This is a genomic window from Polynucleobacter brandtiae (assembly GCF_002797575.1).
In the GTDB taxonomy this organism is placed as follows: domain Bacteria; phylum Pseudomonadota; class Gammaproteobacteria; order Burkholderiales; family Burkholderiaceae; genus Polynucleobacter; species Polynucleobacter brandtiae.
The window spans coordinates 454231-468917 of the sequence record NZ_PGTX01000001.1 but is presented as its reverse complement, the minus strand read 5'-3'; the positions used below and the strand labels follow the sequence as shown (position 1 = coordinate 468917).

Below are 14687 nucleotides of genomic sequence, written 5' to 3'. Positions count from 1 at the left end.
TTGGTCATTAGTAGCAGGAAATAAATTAAACGCCTTGTTTCAGGCTGGCTTCAATAAAAGCATCAAGATCACCATCCAATACTTTTTGAGTATTCGAGATCTCAACGTTGGTGCGCAAGTCTTTAATGCGACTTTGGTCTAAAACATATGAGCGGATCTGATGACCCCAACCTACATCTGTTTTATTGGCTTCGAGTTTATCTTGCTCAACGCGGCGCTTTTGCATTTCATGCTCATAAAGACGTGACTTCAGCATTGTCATTGCTTCTGCTCTATTACGATGCTGACTACGGTCGTTTTGGCACTGCACCACAATTCCGGTTGGTAGATGAGTCAAGCGAACGGCGGAATCGGTTTTATTAATATGCTGACCACCAGCGCCAGAGGCGCGATAGGTATCGGTACGGATATCAGCTGGGTTGACATCAATCTCAATCGAATCATCCACTTCAGGGTAGACATAAATACTGGCAAAGGAGGTGTGACGACCATTGGAGGAATCAAAGGGCGATTTACGAACTAAGCGATGTACGCCAGTTTCTGAGCGCAGGTGCCCATATGCATACTCACCATCGACTTTGATCGTGGCGCTTTTGATGCCGGCAACATCGCCATCTGACTCTTCTAGGATTTCGGTTTTGTAGCCCTTGCGCTCGCAATACTTTAAGTATTGGCGAAATAGCATGCTGGCCCAATCACAGGCTTCGGTTCCACCTGCACCAGCTTGAATATCGATAAAGCAGCTGCAAGGGTCCATCTCATTGTGGAACATTCGGCGGAACTCCAAGTCACCAACAATTTTGCTGTAGCTGTGAACGTCGGTCTCGATTGCACCAATGGTATCGAAATCACTTTCTTCTTTAGCCATGTCGAATAATTCAATGGCGCCAGTGATATTGCTATTTAAGGTAGTAAGTGTGGAAACTACGCCATCTAGTAATTTTTTTTCCTTACCGAGGGCTTGCGCTTTTTTTTGGTCATCCCAGATCGTGGGATCTTCCAGGATGGAATTGACTTCAGTAAGTCGGCGTGACTTTACTTCGAAGTCAAAGATACCCCCGAAGTGCTTGCTCACGCGTGAGCAGATCAGAGAGGGTATTTGAAATACTATTGAGTTGTTCGGCTTCCATGCCTCAATTATAAGGGCGTTATTGTTACCTAGCCTTCGTCATGAGCCTCAATCATGAGTTGCACCCGAGCTTGACCTTGAAAGCGATCAGTTACTAGGCGGTAAGCTAGCCTTGCTTGCGCTGGCAGGGGTGCCGTGTGATTGAACCAGACACCAGTAAAGGGCTTGCTGGTTGACTGAACATCGCCGATGGGACGTAGTTGAAGACGCAGATGCTTTTCTTTCATCAGGCTTTGCTGGACGATCTCGAATTGGCCATAAAAAATGGGTTGGGGGAAGCCTTGACCCCAGATTTCTTCGGCGAGAAGATCTCCTATTTCAGTAGTAAATTCCGATGGATCTAGGGCTCCATCATGAATATAGCGACGCTCAAGTAACTCATCACTGAGCAGCTCAATGGCAACCTTCTGAAATGCAGTGTCAAACCGCTCAAAATCAGCCTTTCGAATACTGAGACCCGCTGCCATCGCATGACCGCCAAATTTGAGAATAAGCCCTGGCTCACGCTTTGAAACAATATCTAGCGCATCTCGCAGATGAAAACCGTTAATCGATCTGCAAGAACCCCGCAATTCCTCGCCCGCGGCACCATCGGCTGGGGCAAATATGAGAGCGGGGCGATTAAATCGCTCTTTTAGGCGGGAGGCCACAATACCTACAACACCTTGATGCCATTGCGGATTCCAAAGGCAGATACTGTTGCGATCAGCCATCGTGCCAGCAATCTGGTCTTCTGCTAGGTGTGCTAATGCCGCTTCTTGCATGCCGGATTCAATAACACGACGCTCGCGATTAATGCGATCTAACTCTTGGGCAAGGCTGATGGATTCGTCTTGACTGTCGCTCAGTAGTAAGCGAATACCCAAAGTCATATCTGCTAGCCGTCCTGCAGCATTCAGTCTAGGACCGATTGCGAACCCTAGATCAAATGCCCCAGCCTTTCGGGGATCGCGCACTGCCGCCTGAAAGAGTGCAGCAATTCCAGGCTGTGATGCACCGGCGCGAATGCGCTTTAATCCATTAGAAACTAAGATGCGATTATTGCGATCTAATTGGGCAACATCGGCCACTGTACCTAGCGCAACTAGATCTAATAAATTTTCAATCTTGGGTTGAGTCTCAACTGTAAATTGACCTCGTTTGCGTAATTCTGCTCGCAATGCCACGAGTAAATAAAACATCACGCCCACACCGGCAAGTGCCTTACTTGGGAATGTACAGCCTGGTTGATTGGGGTTGACGATTGCAATGGCTTTGGGTAAGCGATCACCAGGTAGATGGTGGTCTGTCACAATGACTTCCATACCAAGTTCACGGGCCCGATCTACCCCGGCTTCGCTGGCAATACCGTTATCAACGGTAATGAGGTATTTGGGTTTGGGGTTTTGTAAAGCTGCCAAGTCAACAACTTCAGGGGTTAAGCCATAACCCATCGTAAAACGGTTCGGTACTAGAAACTGAATGGCGGTATTACTGCCACCCAGCATCCTTAAGCCTCGTACCGCAACAGCACAGGCAGTAGCCCCATCACAGTCATAATCAGCTACTACCAGCATAGGTTCTTTTCGCTCCAGAATATCGGCTAATAGGGTTGCAGTGCTGATGCAGTTTTGAAGTTCAACTGGTGAGAGTAATTGCTTGAGATCGAGGGATAGCTCTTCTGGCTTTTCTACACCACGAGCTGCAAATAATCGGGCAACCAAGGGGTGTAATCCACTTTGTGATAACCAAGTCGAGGTACGATCAGAAAAAGGGCGCTGAGAAAATAGACTCATGATGTTTGTCCTGAAACGATTGCCTGCCAACTCAACGGTGTCCGCTTTTTCCAAAAGGCCCAAGTCTTTTGATGAAGATCTCGTGCGGTAATGATTCGTTGTCTAGGTTTACCGGTAGGAAAGTCAATGATCTCTACTTCGAATAGGTTTTGATTTAATAATGCATCACTTAAGTCATGCCAAAGCTCTTGCGGTTTATTAACCCATGCAAATATATTTCCGGCACTCTCTAAATTTACTAACCTAGAGAAATGCCCATTCGATTCATGAGGAATACCCAGGTGTTTGGCTAGACCGGCCAGGAGTGGATGATCGCCATAAAGGGATGAGGCATGTTGTAGACAATCGGGTGCGGTAACGTCTTGTAATTTCCCAATGCCACTGATCCACAAGGAATTGATGCTGGGTAATCCCTTTTGCGTTCGCTCTTCATTCACTGAGCCTATGTGCCATAGCATCTGAATTTCATTTTGGAGTTTTCGCCATAGCTTAGCAATTCCTGATTCATGGGTATCTCGCGGCATCCACCAGTCAATATTCCGACCATGGGCCTGATCAATCGAGTGGGTGGCTAAGCTGGCGAATGGCCCGGCTGGAATGAACCAAGCATGCTGCCCTTGAAACAAGACTGCCGCCTGAAAATCTGCTTCAATCAAGGATAAGGCTTCTTTTAGGAGCGCAGCAGATTCATCCGGTGTCAGATCTATCTGACTTTGAGCCATCAAAATCAAATGATCACGCGTGGCATGAAGGTGTACTGGCTGTAAACAAGCGATGATCTGATCAGGATCTAGGGTTAAGTTGCTTTGCCCCAACAGTAAAACGGGGGCAATCGCCAGCTTATCTCCTAATAAAAAGCGCTCTTGGGGAAGTCCAGCAGGCGGGCTGTCCTGATGCTGTTTGGGTTCAATACCCGAATCAGAGCCATCCTCTCCGGAAATCATGAGGGTAAAGCGACGTTTTGCCTGCTTTAAGGGGTTGGGATTTGGAGGGATATTCGCAGTCATTCCCTTGATTTTAGGTGGCATTTACAGAATCCATCCATTTAACCATTTGATTGTCTAAACTGTAGCTATGTTGAGACTCCCCATTGAGCTGGAAATAGGCCTTCGTTACACCCGATCTAAGCGTCGTAAGAGCGTGGGTAAGCGTGATGGCTTCCTATCTTTTATTTCTGGAATATCAACTGCAGGCATTGCCCTGGGGGTTGCCGCCTTGATTGTGGTTCTTTCTGTGATGAATGGGTTTCAGAAAGAAGTGCGAGATCGCATGCTGTCAGTGCTTTCTCATGTAGAAATTTCAGCGCCTGATGGCCTTCATGATTGGGAGCCTTTGGCGCTAAAAGTCGCATCCCAGCCACATGTAATTGGGGTAGCTCCGATGGTGAGCTCTCAAGGTTTATTAAGTCGTGATAGCGTCATGCGTGGTGTATCCATTCGGGGCGTGCTTCCGAGTGAAGAGGGTAAGGTGTCTGATTTGCCTAAGCAATTTGTTGTGGGCAGTATTGATGATCTTAAGCCTGGCGCCTTTGGTGTAGTGCTAGGGGCACAGCTAGCCAATATGGTTGGTGCACATAAAGGCGATCGCATTAATCTCATCGTTCCTGAAAGTGATTTAACCCCTGCAGGTGCTATGCCTAGAATGAGAACGTTGCAAGTAGTGGGCATTGTCGATAGCGGTCATTATGAATACGATAGTTCATTAGCCATCCTGCATTGGAAAGACGCTGCGGCTTTGTTGCGGCTCCAAGATCCTTCTGGTTTGCGGGTAAAGATTGATGATATGCAGCTAGCCCCGCAGGTAGCCTCTGATTTGGCTCAAGTGGTTCCTCAGGCATTGTGGGTAACGGATTGGTCCAGGTCAAACCGCAATTGGTTTGCAGCTGTTCAAACCGAGCGAAAAATGATGTTTATCATTTTGACTTTGATAATTGCCGTGGCTGCATTTAACCTAGTTTCGACTCTAGTCATGACGGTTAACGAGAAGCAGGCAGATATCGCCATTTTGAGAACGATGGGTGCGAGCCCAGGACTCATTCAGCGTATCTTCTTAGTGCAGGGTTTAGCGATTGGTCTTCTAGGCTCTTTGGCGGGTGTAGGACTAGGCTTATTGATTGCCCTCAATATTGATGTCATCGTACCTGCAATCGAAGCCATCTTTAGAGTTCGTTTTTTACCGCGCGATGTGTACTTTATTAGTGAACTACCATCTGATGTGCGCTTATCCGATGTGGTGACAGTCGGCTTAATGGCATTTGGCCTCTCAGTTTTAGCTACTTTGTACCCCAGCCGAAGAGCTGCTCAAGTTCAGCCTGCGGAGGCTTTGCGTTATGAATAGCCCTACAAATAAAACCAATCAGGTCAGCAAATCGGTTCTCCATGCCCAAGGATTGGCGAAGATTTATGGCAAAGGCGCTACTGCAGTAGAGGTGCTCAAAGATATTGACTTAGAGGTAAGGGCCTCTGAGAAGGTAGCTATTGTGGGCTCATCTGGTTCTGGCAAAAGTACTTTATTGCATTTGTTAGGTGGCTTAGACGCACCGAGTGCTGGATTGGTTTTTTTGGCTGGAGAAAATTTACAGAATTTATCCATTAAAAAAATGGATACCTTACGCAATCAAAGCTTAGGGTTTATTTATCAATTTCATCATCTCTTAGATGAATTTAGCGCAGTAGAGAATGTTGCACTGCCTTTGCGGATACGTGGACTGAGCAACGACGAATCGATGGAGCGTGCAAATCGAATGCTGCTTGCAGTAGGTTTGGCAAAAAGGGTACAACATACCCCTGGCGAACTCTCAGGTGGAGAGCGTCAGCGGGTAGCGGTTGCTAGAGCTTTAGTGGGCAATCCGTCCTGTGTTTTGGCGGATGAGCCGACCGGCAATCTGGATACTGAAACTGCCGATGGCGTATTTGATTTAATGTTGGATATTGCCAGAGAGCAAGGGACTGCCTTTGTCATAGTGACGCACGATCCAGTGCGTGCGAAACGGTGCGATCGGATTTTGCATTTAGAGCGTGGAGTACTCAAGCCATTCTCGCAATGAGCGATGCCCTCTCTTGGGTAGATACCCACTGCCACCTAGATGCGCCTGAGTTTAAAGACAGGATCCCTCAGATCATCGCTAGCGCTGCGGAAAAAGGAGTGAAAGCACTGTTAGTGCCGACGGTTCAAGTATCTGATTGCAATCACAACCGGCAATTGGCTAAGGACTACGGCAATCAAATTCCTGGTTTGGTTTTTACCTTAGGTATTCACCCTTTATATATTGGGCAAGCTCACGAGAGTGATATTTCCTTGCTCAAATCACACATTGAGCAATCGATGGCAGACCCTCGATTTGTAGGTATCGGAGAAATTGGGCTCGATTACTTTGTAGCGGGTCTTGACCCTCAGCGACAAGAGTATTTTTTTCATGAGCAATTAGACTTAGCGCAGGCATTTCAGTTGCCAGTCGTTCTGCATGTGCGTCGCTCGCAAGACGCCATTTTAAAAGCCTTGCGTAAAAGGAAAGTACCTGGCGGAATCGCGCATGCCTTTAACGGCAGCCATCAACAGGCAGAGCAATTCATCGAGCTTGGATTTAAGCTCGGATTTGGAGGGGCCGCAACCTACGAGCGTGCTTTGCAAATTCGAAGACTCTTGGCAGAATTGCCGCTGGAAAGTATTGTTACTGAAACAGATGCACCGGATATTCCACCAGCATGGTTACGTGAAGAGGGCGGCAGCCTTAATGAGCCCGCCTTACTACCCAGAATTGCTCAGCAATTAGCAGAGATACGTGGAATAAGTGAACCGGCATTTTCAGCGGCAGTCTGGGGAAATGCTATGCAAGCATTACCGCGTTGGTCGATGCTGATGAAAAATCATCCAGCTAGCAGTAATATCCCCAATATTTCAATAGCCTCTTAAGTACTTGCGCATCTATATTACGGCGTTCATTGCCGGGGGATCGCTACTACTATTTTTATCTGCAGTACCTGATGGCTGGCCTGCGTTGTGTGGATGTATTGCTTTAATTTGTGTAACTACGCTGTTATTCAGCAAGCTTATCAAAATAAAGAAAGTGATTGGCATTATTCTTTTTGTCACTCTGGGCTTTGCTTGGAATGCTCAGTATGCGCAGAATCGCTTGAACAATATTCTTTCCATTGAGCTTGAGGGCAAGGATTTGAATATAGAGGGGCGAGTAAATGCCCTCCCTCAAAGTAGTGTGCTCGGCGCTAAGTTTTCTTTTGAGGTCGATAGGGCGGCTTTAGGTCGCGAAGTGGTAGCCTCTTTCCCGAGGCAGATTTATCTGAGTTGGCAGCCTGCCTGGCGAAATCCTCAGGATATCCCAGAGCTGATCCCTGGCCAGCGCTGGAGCTTTAAGGTCAAGATCAAGCGCCCTTATGGCAGCTTAAATCCCTATACCTTTGACTTTGAGCGCTGGGCTTTTCATCAAGACTTTGGTGCGAGTGGTTCAGTGCGCTCGGGCGATCTGACAATGGCTAAGGACATTGGCTTCACCGAATTCTCTCTAGCGATGGAGTATCAACGTTGGAGGCTGAGACAAAAAATTAAACGTCTATTACCTAAAGATGCTCGTTATAGCGGTGTGATTTCTGCCTTGGTAATGGGCGATCAAAATGCTATTGAACAAGACGACTGGCGGGTATTTAATGCCACCGGAATTGGGCACCTGATTTCTATCTCTGGATTACATGTAACGATGCTAGCTGGATTTGGGGCGATGGTGGCGGCATTTTTGTGGCGTCGCCGAACGTTGCCACTACTAATCCCAGTTGGAAAGGTTGCTGCTGCCGTTGGGTTTTTAACCGCATTTGTCTATGCCTGGTTGGCAGGCTTTCAGATTCCAGCACAACGAACCATGTATATGGTGGGTGTTGTTGCCTTCGCTCTTTGGACGGGCAGAAACCCCAGGTCATTTGATATTTGGTGGTGGGCGCTAGCATTTGTTCTATTAATTGACCCGATGGCACCATATACACCGGGTTTTTGGCTTTCATTTGGCGCAGTAGCAGCCATTTTGTATGCCATGCAGGATTCGGATGGCTTGTTAGGCTTACCTACCGGCAGAGAGTTAGAGCTCAATTGGTGTCATAGAATGACTCAAGCCATAAGAGAGGCTTGTCGTGTACAGGCAGTTGTCACTATTGCACTCTTGCCGCTAACCTTGTATTGGTTTTACCAAGTATCCATCGTTTCTCCGTTGGCCAATGCGATTGCGATCCCGGTGGTGAGTTATATCGTGACACCACTAGCGATCGCCGGCGCATTACTACCGGACATCATTGGTAAATGGTTATTGATGCCAGCTCATATGACTATGGAGTACTTGGCCATCATGCTTGCCTGGATGGCTCATTGGAAATGGGCAGTAGCTTGGTCTACTCAACCTGCGTGGTGGGCAATGATGCTGTCAGCTATCGGTATTGTTATTGCGATTCGTCCAGGAGCGATCCAAGGTAGCATGAATTCTAGAGGCGCTGGAATCGCTTTGTGTCTTAGCTTAGGTATTCAGCCGGCAGACAATCTGAATCTAGCCCGCGGAGATTTTCGAGCCACGGTCTTCGATATTGGTCAAGGCACTGCCGTCCTCATTGAAACCAAAACGAAGCGATTGCTCTATGACACTGGACCCATTCAGGGAAAAGATAATGCGGGCCAAAGAATCATCCTGCCATATTTAAGGGGCAGGGGTATTGATCATATTGATCGCATGGTGATTAGCCATAGTGATAGCGACCATATTGGAGGCGCCGCTTCTGTACTGAAAGACATTACTTTTGACTCAATGATGGGATCCTTGCCGAGTACAAATCCTTTGCTTGCAAATTTAAAAGACAAAAATATCACTGCGATCCCCTGTCGCTTTGGTCAACAATGGTCGTGGGATGGAGTGGACTTTCATATTTGGCATCCAAACAAGGATGCAGTTTTTGAAGATCAGCATCCTAGAAAGCCCAATGAAGTTAGTTGCGTTCTTGAGGTGCGTAACCAAACAAGCTCGCTCTGGTTAACGGGTGATGTAGAAAAGCAGGGTGAGGCAGAAATAACGGAGCGCTTAACTCAAGCAGCGCTCAATGGCTTAAGGGATAAAAGGGTGATTTTCATGGCACCTCATCACGGCAGTAAAACATCGTCATCCCAAGCACTCTTAATGGCACTAAGTCCCGACGTGGCATTTGCGCAAAATGGGTATCGTAATCGCTATGGGCATCCACACCCAACGGTTATAGCCCGATACCAAAGCATGAATATTCCGTTCTATCAAACTCCTGCTACTGGTGCTCAAACGTGGCAATTTCCATCCAAATCAAACCCGAAACAAATGGAACTTCAATTGTGGCGGCAAGATAGCAAGCGCTTATGGCATCGAGAGGCAAGCTAGATCAACCAAGGTAATGATGTGTATGGTGTGTATGGTGTGCGTAGTACAAAGTGATCTCAATGCACAGTAAAAGATTTATTGAGCGTCCCAGAACTTACTCTTCCCAGGGAAACCGCTCACGACTAAGGTCTTCCATGATTTCACGCTTACTCTTGGCGATATTTTGGGGGCGATTAGTCGTATGCTTCTCAGATTTGGCCCCAGCAGTATCGTCTGATGTACAAGATGATTTTTCAGGCTCTACTTTTCCTGAGTGCTCTACATTGGATTGGTCCGTCATAGTTAGGCTCCTTAATTACGCTTGTCCTCATTAAAGCACTTAGTCCGCTGGAGCAGTATTTGAGCCCCAAAAAAGTAAGAAATGCCGATAAATATCAGCTCAAGGCATGAATTTTGGTTCCGGAGGGGGCCTGCAGCTTTAGGATGATTCGCGGAAAATCGAGCAATTGAAAATGAGCGCCTGCTGCATAAGCAGCAAATTTTTAATATTATTCTAGTCATTCAGTATTAAATTAAAGCCATAACAATATGAACTTTTTTGAGACCCTGATTCAGCGAGTCTCATTGCCGTCAATTTGTCTATGCCTTTTAGCGACGATTGCCTTGGGCGCATGGATCAAAGAAAAGCATCATAGCTATAAACATTAATACATCCACTCTTTAATAATCAAAAATACTGAAAGCTAGTATGACTACATCATCCCGCCGCACTTTCTTAAAGACCTCCGCTGTTGTTTCTGCTGCTGCGGTAGCTAGCACTGCTACCCTTGCGCAATCTTCAACGCCTTCTGTAGCTACGATTGAGTCAGTCGGTGCTTATGAAGCTAAATTAGCTAAGGAATCAACTGTGAGATGGAATGATGGATTGGCCCACCCCATTCCTTATATGCCAGCCCCTGGGATTGGTAAAGCTCGTGGAATCGCGTTTGGCGGCGGTGGAGTTATTTTGATTTCTTGGTATACGGGCTACTTTCATGCGCTTCGCAAAAAAGGCTTGGATTTAAGTAATGCAGATGTGATTGTTGGAACTTCTGCTGGATCGATCTTCGGTTCGATGTTAGCTAGTGGTAATTTATGGCGTCTTACTGATGTTATGGACTTCTTTAAAGATTTCCCAAAAATATTTGCCGCTTTGGTTCCAGAAGTTAAAAAGAATCCCAGTCAATTACGTGCAGAGGCCTTTGCTTTAAGAGCTAGAGATGCAAAACCTCAAATTATCCAAGCTATCGGTAGAGCGGCAATGGCTTCCCGCAATCAGGCTAGTGAGAGTAAATATTACGAGACGTTGAAGCGTTTGATTGGTTTAACAACTTGGACTTCAGATGCCCTGCACATTACTTCAAATGACTGCTACACGGGCGATCGTTTAGTTGTTTCAAAAAGTAGTGGTATCGATGTGGATGTTGCTTGTGGGGCAAGCTCTTCATTGCCAGGCGGTGCTGGACCAACTTTCTTAAAGGACCGCCTTTGCATGGATGGCGGTATTTGCCAGACGAGCACGCACTCTGATGTGATTGCTGGTGTTAAGAAAGCGCTTGTATTCTCTTTGGGGGACGGCACTCGCAACGAAGTGACTCAAGGCCTAAGAACTTCTGGCATGCTCGACACCTTGCTAGAAGAGATCAGAATCTTAAAGGCAAATGGCACGGATACCATTCACGTAAGTGCCGGCCTTCCCCCTGGCATTTCGCGTGTAGATAACATCATGAATCCTAAACTCATCGGCCCATACCTGAAGTACGGATTCGAACGTGGGAATGCGGATTTTGATCGACTAAAAGCATTTTGGGCTTAATGTAAAGAAGGTCTTGCTATGCTTGACTTGAATATTAGATTTTAGGATTATCTGACCTTCACTTCAGTAACTTTAGTGGGCTGTATGGGGCTAACTTTATTGGTATTGCTGGAGGGTGCCCCAGGTCGTATTGCGATTGCTTGCAACCAGCCTGATACTTAGGCTGTAAAAATCATAGCTTATGCCGTATTGGTTGCGGGGTGACGGACAAGTCTGACCAGTAGTCATTGCAGTGTTTGTCCACACCACTTATGTGACTCTGGATGTTGGTTAACTACCTAGCGATAGCCCGAGCCATTAGCTTGGATAGCATTTCGTAGCGCTTAAAGGCTAATTTAGTGGGGACAAGGAATTTTTTTCTTCCATCAACAGTGTCGACTTTATGGTTTAAATAACCAGAAGACACTAAATTTTTGATTCTGCCGTGTAATGTAGCTTGAGAGCTGATGTGCTCAAGTTTCAGTAAGTCCCCCGTTAAGACATTCTGCCCATTCGAGTCAGCGACCATGACTTCATTAAGCAAAGCCTCTTCAATAGAGTCAAGCTTGCTAGCAGTGCTCTTGGCATCAATCGTGTTGATGTAATTTAAAAAGCGAGCGTATGAGGATTGGTTCATTTTATTTATTAACTTGTTCGGCACAAGTTGTCTTTGATTATTGTTGTTATGTAGAGAGTGTCCTTCGTGGATTTTATATTATTTTTGGAGCCTGTTGATGAAATCTGCAATGACTGTCTTTTGTTTGAGGGCTAACATTAATAAGCATACAAATGCAGCATTGCCAGCAAAATTTCCCATGACAGTCAGAAACTCACTATGAAATAAATCTGCGCTCATTTGCCCAATAGTGAGCGCACTCACTCCATAGGAAAAAACATATCCATTAATAATGCTTGCTACGAGTGCTAGTAGCACTATTTGTAAGTATTTTAAATTTGATAAATCCCTTTCCACCCTCATCAACCGAAGTCCAAGCTCAACCACGAGATAAATGGCAAAGGTTGCAGAAACCGAAACGATTAGCCAGCTTATGAGTGGTTGAGTAGGGTCTGTATAAGTAAGGCGGGTAAAAGTTCCCAATGCAGTGCCTACTAAGCCTCGCCATTTAAATACTAAGATCGAAAATAACTTTACCCCGGCAGGTAGAAAGAGATAAAAGGTAAGCGGTCCACTTTTGAGATCGGGAATAAAATACAAGGGGGCAACAAATATCCAGTAAAGTGAAAAGCAAACAGCAATCTCAGTTAAGTGGTTTTTAAAGTTCATATGAAAGTTATTTTTATTATTTATAAAGTTTATAACAGGCTTTATAAAAACCATTTAAAATTTCCCCCTCCCCTTGAATCACTCCTAGGGCGATACTTTTTTCTTCCTTTGACTGGCCAAGTCTATTAAATGGATATTTTTCAGACCTAGTTAGCTGTACTTACGGATAGACCGCTCAAGAGGGTGATATGGATTTGTTATTGAATTGAGGTGTTTTACAACCATTAACTTGATTGCAGGCAATAAAAAAACCACCAAACTTTGCAGTTTGATGGTTTAGAGAACCTAATCGACATCAGGCCCTTATGTACTGGTTGCGGGGGCAGGATTTGAACCTACGACCTTCGGGTTATGAGCCCGTAAAAACAACAATTTATAAATATTCCTAAAAATTACTAAAACTCATTTAAACTATATAAGTAATAGGTTTAATAGATATTATCAGTTTTTTAGTGTTGCGTAATATTCCCATATATTGCTATTATTTGTCTACGGTATGTCTACGGATAATTGAAAATGGCCAATAAAATCAAATTTACAGCAGGGCGGGTTGCGGGGTTTGAATGTGAGTCTGGCAAGCAGCAATTCTTCTACTGGGACTTAGAGACGCCATGCTTGGGGGTAAGGGTTAGCTCAACAGGTAGAAAGACATATATTTTTGAAGGGCGCGTTAGCGGGCGAACCTCTCCTAGACGAGTCACTATTGGCGACCTTAGGACATGGGCGCTAGGTGATGCCCAGAATGAAGCTAGACGACTCAAAAGTGAGGCTGACCAAGGCATTGACCCAGTAGTTAAGGCAATTGAGCAGGCTCATGAGGTTTTGGTAAAGAAGGCGGAAGGGCTAGCTAAAAAGCTTCAAGTAAAAACTGCATGGAATGAGTACATCAAATATCAAGAAGACAAAATGACCCGCGAGCATATTGAGCGGGGCAAGAAGTGGGGGGCTCGCCACTTAAAAGACCATAAGAATCTAACGCAAGCTGGCGGAGAAATAAGAAAGCGCAGTAAAGAATTAACAAAGCAAGGCGTTCTTTATCCCCTGCTTCAAGAGCGGATGGTTGATATTAATCCGGCCACACTTGCAAGCTGGCAAAAGGTTGAGGCCACTACAAGGGCTAATAATGCAAGGCAGGGCTTTGAGATGTTTAGAGCTTTTTGGCGGTGGTGTGCTCTACGCCCTGAGTATGCAAAGTTTATGGATATAAAGGCAGTAGAAAACAAAGAGCTACGCGATGAAGTCCCTAGCCGTAAAAGCAAAAGATTTGATTCGCTTGATAAGGCTCAGCTATCAGCATGGTTCAAGGCGGTTTGCTCCCTTGGCAATAAGAGTGCAAGCGGCTATCTACAATGCCTCCTGTTGACTGGCGCAAGGCGTGAAGAAATGGCTCACTTACTATGGGTAGATATTAATTTTCAGTTTGACACTATTTTTATCCGAGATAAAGTTGAGGCTGACGGTATAAGGAGGATTCCCTTAACTCCTTATTTAAAGGAACTATTTGGTAGGCTAGAGAGGCGCAATGAGTGGGTATTTAGTAGTACTGACTCTAAGAGTGGGCGCATTGTTGAGCCCGCCCATTTTCATGCTAAGGCTCTAGCTCTAGCGGGACTTCCTCATGTAACGATTCATGGATTAAGGCGCAGTTTTATCTCCCTAGCTGAGTGGGTTGAAATGCCAATAGGAGTGGTTGCACAAATCACGGGGCATAGCCCAAGTGCGACAGCTGAAAAGCACTATAAAAGCCGTCCCATTGAACTATTGGGTATTTGGCAATCTAAGTATGAAGCATGGATTTTAGAGCAGGCTGGCGTTGAATTTTCGCCTTCTAATGCACATGAAAAAATTAAGCCAATATCTGTTTTTTATAAATAGATGATAAAAAAACCTGATTTTTTTTAAAATTTGTGTAGACTACAAATACTTCTGATTACTTCGGATTAATTCTGAAGTGTAAGGAGAGGCATCTACGGAATCATCAGCCGTGCAATTACCAAATCGATGCGGTTTTAGTAAGTAGAACTGACATTCGGCAAAGACCGAAAAGCACTTTGACCAGTGTGTGTCGCCTCAACAAAACGGTATTCCTCGCTAGTTTGTCTAGCGAGATTTATCTTATTTGCTTGAGGAACGACATGAAAAATTTATCTAAAGATTTAATAAATTACTCTAATAATCAAGAGCTTATTAGTGCTGAGTCCCGTCAATTGACCACTAACGAGTTCGCAAATGCTTTTAGAATTACCTGCCAAACTGTTAGAAAAAATCATTGTCTTTTCGGCCATTGCTACGGAATTCGGCCAATTAAAGTTGGGAATAAGCTGCTTTGG

General features: G+C 45.4%; 12 protein-coding genes. 6 read left to right on the top strand and 6 right to left on the bottom strand.

Going from position 1 to position 14687, the window contains the following annotated elements:
• Positions 1–25: 25 nt before the first annotated feature.
• The 3 genes from prfB to B0G85_RS02400 all read right to left on the bottom strand — a co-directional run bounded on the left by prfB (position 26) and on the right by B0G85_RS02400 (position 3932).
• Positions 26–1130 (bottom strand): peptide chain release factor 2 gene (prfB, locus tag B0G85_RS02410; protein ID WP_157799266.1). Its coding sequence is split into 2 segments (ribosomal slippage): positions 26–1048 and positions 1050–1130, totalling 1104 coding nucleotides; the frame shifts between segments, so codons are not numbered across the junction.
• A 28-nt stretch (positions 1131–1158) separates the two neighbouring features.
• Positions 1159–2904 carry a single-stranded-DNA-specific exonuclease RecJ gene (recJ, locus tag B0G85_RS02405; RefSeq protein WP_100378833.1) on the bottom strand — a complete coding sequence of 582 codons (1746 nt, stop codon included), beginning with the start codon at positions 2902–2904 and terminating at the stop codon, positions 1159–1161.
• Positions 2901–3932, bottom strand: a complete 1032-nt coding sequence (locus B0G85_RS02400) for a hypothetical protein (protein ID WP_100378832.1) — start codon at positions 3930–3932, stop codon at positions 2901–2903. The genes recJ and B0G85_RS02400 overlap by 4 nt, the downstream gene beginning before the upstream one ends.
• A gap of 49 nt (positions 3933–3981) precedes the next feature.
• On the opposite strand from B0G85_RS02400, the gene B0G85_RS02395 reads away from it, so the two are divergent.
• Genes B0G85_RS02395 through B0G85_RS02380 form a run of 4 tightly spaced genes read left to right on the top strand, consistent with a single transcriptional unit; the run spans position 3982 to position 9298 of the window.
• On the top strand, positions 3982–5241 hold the full coding sequence (locus B0G85_RS02395) for a lipoprotein-releasing ABC transporter permease subunit (RefSeq protein ID WP_232725930.1): 1260 nt from the start codon (positions 3982–3984) through the stop codon (positions 5239–5241).
• Positions 5234–5950, top strand: a complete 717-nt coding sequence (locus B0G85_RS02390) for an ABC transporter ATP-binding protein (protein ID WP_100378830.1) — start codon at positions 5234–5236, stop codon at positions 5948–5950. The genes B0G85_RS02395 and B0G85_RS02390 overlap by 8 nt, the downstream gene beginning before the upstream one ends.
• Positions 5947–6816, top strand: coding sequence for a TatD family hydrolase (locus B0G85_RS02385; protein WP_100378829.1), 870 nt, complete (start codon positions 5947–5949; stop codon positions 6814–6816). The genes B0G85_RS02390 and B0G85_RS02385 overlap by 4 nt, the downstream gene beginning before the upstream one ends.
• 4 nt (positions 6817–6820) lie before the next feature.
• Positions 6821–9298, top strand: coding sequence for a DNA internalization-related competence protein ComEC/Rec2 (locus tag B0G85_RS02380; protein ID WP_232725901.1), 2478 nt, complete (start codon positions 6821–6823; stop codon positions 9296–9298).
• Positions 9299–9392: 94 nt separating this feature from the next.
• Here the strand turns inward: B0G85_RS02380 and B0G85_RS02375 are convergent, their stop codons facing one another.
• Complete coding sequence (locus B0G85_RS02375; protein WP_100378828.1) at positions 9393–9578, bottom strand: hypothetical protein; 186 nt, start codon at positions 9576–9578, stop codon at positions 9393–9395.
• Positions 9579–9986: 408 nt separating this feature from the next.
• Here B0G85_RS02375 and B0G85_RS02370 point away from each other — a divergent pair, with 408 nt between their 5' ends.
• On the top strand, positions 9987–11093 hold the full coding sequence (locus B0G85_RS02370) for a patatin-like phospholipase family protein (protein WP_100378827.1): 1107 nt from the start codon (positions 9987–9989) through the stop codon (positions 11091–11093).
• A 274-nt stretch (positions 11094–11367) separates the two neighbouring features.
• Here B0G85_RS02370 and B0G85_RS02365 read toward each other — a convergent pair whose 3' ends face one another.
• The gene (locus B0G85_RS02365; protein ID WP_100378826.1) at positions 11368–11709 is read right to left on the bottom strand and encodes a hypothetical protein; all 342 of its coding nucleotides are present in this window, start codon (positions 11707–11709) and stop codon (positions 11368–11370) included.
• Positions 11710–11787: 78 nt separating this feature from the next.
• A complete protein-coding gene (locus B0G85_RS02360; RefSeq protein WP_157799265.1) occupies positions 11788–12411 on the bottom strand; it encodes a hypothetical protein in 624 nt (207 codons plus the stop codon).
• A gap of 462 nt (positions 12412–12873) precedes the next feature.
• On the opposite strand from B0G85_RS02360, the gene B0G85_RS02355 reads away from it, so the two are divergent.
• Positions 12874–14232, top strand: a complete 1359-nt coding sequence (locus tag B0G85_RS02355) for a tyrosine-type recombinase/integrase (protein WP_100378824.1) — start codon at positions 12874–12876, stop codon at positions 14230–14232.
• Positions 14233–14687: the final 455 nt, after the last annotated feature.

Coding starts and splice junctions, on each gene's coding strand:
- recJ (WP_100378833.1), bottom strand. CDS start 2,904: ATGAGTCTATTTTCTCAGCGCCCTTTTTCTGATCGTACCTCGACTTGG.
- B0G85_RS02400 (WP_100378832.1), bottom strand. CDS start 3,932: ATGCCACCTAAAATCAAGGGAATGACTGCGAATATCCCTCCAAATCCC.
- B0G85_RS02390 (WP_100378830.1), top strand. CDS start 5,234: ATGAATAGCCCTACAAATAAAACCAATCAGGTCAGCAAATCGGTTCTC.
- B0G85_RS02385 (WP_100378829.1), top strand. CDS start 5,947: ATGAGCGATGCCCTCTCTTGGGTAGATACCCACTGCCACCTAGATGCG.
- B0G85_RS02375 (WP_100378828.1), bottom strand. CDS start 9,578: ATGACGGACCAATCCAATGTAGAGCACTCAGGAAAAGTAGAGCCTGAA.
- B0G85_RS02370 (WP_100378827.1), top strand. CDS start 9,987: ATGACTACATCATCCCGCCGCACTTTCTTAAAGACCTCCGCTGTTGTT.
- B0G85_RS02365 (WP_100378826.1), bottom strand. CDS start 11,709: ATGAACCAATCCTCATACGCTCGCTTTTTAAATTACATCAACACGATT.
- B0G85_RS02360 (WP_157799265.1), bottom strand. CDS start 12,411: ATGGTTTTTATAAAGCCTGTTATAAACTTTATAAATAATAAAAATAAC.
- B0G85_RS02355 (WP_100378824.1), top strand. CDS start 12,874: ATGGCCAATAAAATCAAATTTACAGCAGGGCGGGTTGCGGGGTTTGAA.